The organism is Streptomyces sp. NPDC059443, from assembly GCF_042750105.1.
Lineage (GTDB): Bacteria > Actinomycetota > Actinomycetes > Streptomycetales > Streptomycetaceae > Streptomyces.
Genome location: NZ_JBHYVM010000011.1, coordinates 43,752 through 45,591, shown reverse-complemented (window position 1 = coordinate 45,591; position 1,840 = coordinate 43,752). Strand labels below are relative to the sequence as shown.

The window sequence follows — 1,840 nt, the reverse complement described above, 5'->3', positions numbered from 1 at the left end:
GCGCGGGGGCCCCCGGTGGCGCCCGCCGCCGCTGGCGGCCCCCCCGCGGTCCGGTCCGGGAGCCCGGTCCGGACCGGGCTCCCGATGCCGTCCGAGCTCCCGATGCCGTCCGAGCTTCCGGCGCCGTCCGAGCTTCCGGCGCCCTCGAAGTCCCCTGAGCCGCGGTCCCCGTTACCCGGTTCGCCTGCGGCGGGACGAGTGCCTCGGCCGCGGCCGCGGCCTGCTCGCTCGTCAAAGCCACGAGTGTCGCTCCTCCCGCACGGTTGCTCTTCCGGAGTGCGCCTCGAACACCAACGCTGCTCCCCCATCCCCCGTACGTACCAACGACGGTGGCGGCGGCGGATCACGGGTGGGCCCAAGATCCTTGCCCCGCCCGGGAGACGGCCCCGGTTGCACGGAACCGTCGCCCCGGGCTGTGCCGTCTCCCCCGGCAGCGGCATAGTGGGGGGCTGCAACCCAGGCACCCAGGCATCCCGGTATCCAGGCACAGGTATCCAGGCACAGCCAGGCACAGGTATCCAGGCACCCAAGCACCATCCCGAACCACCAGGGGGATTCACGACATGCGACCGATCCGACCGGTCACCGCGCTGCTGTGCTCGGCCGCGCTCGCGCTGACCGCCGCGGCCTGCGGACCCGGCGACGGTGAGACCGACGCCAAGCCGACCGTGGCGGCGAGCCTGCCCACGAGCCTCGACGGGGTCAAGATCCCGGACTCGCTCAAGGACAAGCTCAAGGAGCACGGCATCGACCTGGAGAAGTGGAAGGGGGGTGCGTGGAAGAACTGGAAGAAGGAGGACTGGCTCCGCGAGGCTGGCGACTACGTCAACCCGATCATCGAGGGCCTGTGGGACTCGGACCGGATGCGTGACGCCGGCAAGACCCCGCAGCCCCCGGCCGTCGACCCGGACGCCGGCAAGGACCAGGGCGTGACCGATCCGGTCCCGGCCCCGGTGGCGGCCAAGGCCGCGGCCGCGCCCTACCACCAGAACGTCCCCGCCTCCGGCAAGGTCTTCTTCGACAGCCCCGAGGGCTCGATGGTCTGCTCGGCGACCGTGATCAAGGACCCGGCACACCCCGGCAAGTCCAACATGGTCTGGACGGCCGGCCACTGCGTGCACGCGGGCAAGGCCGGCGGCTGGTACCGCAACATCGCCTTCGTCCCGTCGTACAACAACGCCGGCAAGCCGGCGGCGGCGCTCAAGGGCGCGCCCCGCGACGAGGTGGCCCCGTACGGCGTGTGGTGGAGCGACTGGGCGCAGACCTCCGACCAGTGGATCGCGACCGGCGGTCCGACCGGCGGCGCGGGTGCCCCGTACGACTTCGCGGTGCTGCACGTGACCCCGGAGAAGGGCGGCGGCAAGTCTCTGGAGGAGACGGTCGGTACGGCGCTCCCGGTGGAGTTCAACGCCCCGGCCGTGCCCAAGGTCGCGAACATGACGGCGACGGGTTACCCGGCGGCGGCTCCGTTCGACGGCCAGAAGGCCTTCCAGTGCACCGACAAGCCGGGCCGGCTCTCGCTGAACGCGACCGACCCTTCGATGTACCGCATCGGCTGCACGATGACCGGCGGTTCCTCGGGCGGCGGCTGGATCGCGGCGGGCGCCGACGGCAAGCCGGCGCTGGTGTCGAACACCTCCATCGGCCCCGCCAAGGCGGGCTGGCTGGCCGGACCCCGGCTGGGCCCGGAGGCGAAGGGCGTCTTCGACGCGGTGAGCGGCAAGTTCAAGTAGCCCGACGGACAGCCGGGCAGCAGACATACGGCCGAGGGGCCCCCCCCCCGGGGGGGGGGCCCACCGCCGGATGTACGGCGAGTGTGCAACCGGGCGGTCGGGACCCC

General features: G+C 72.8%; 1 protein-coding gene. It reads left to right on the top strand.

Going from position 1 to position 1,840, the window contains the following annotated elements; translation table 11 throughout:
• Positions 1–563 precede the first annotated feature (563 nt).
• Complete coding sequence (locus ACFXDJ_RS13375; RefSeq protein WP_384664191.1) at positions 564–1,733, top strand: trypsin-like serine peptidase; 1,170 nt, start codon at positions 564–566, stop codon at positions 1,731–1,733.
• The last annotated feature ends 107 nt before the right edge of the window (positions 1,734–1,840 follow it).

What these genes read in the sequence shown, in the direction of transcription:
- ACFXDJ_RS13375 (WP_384664191.1), top strand. Translation starts at nt 564, where the DNA reads ATGCGACCGATCCGACCGGTCACCGCGCTGCTGTGCTCGGCCGCGCTC.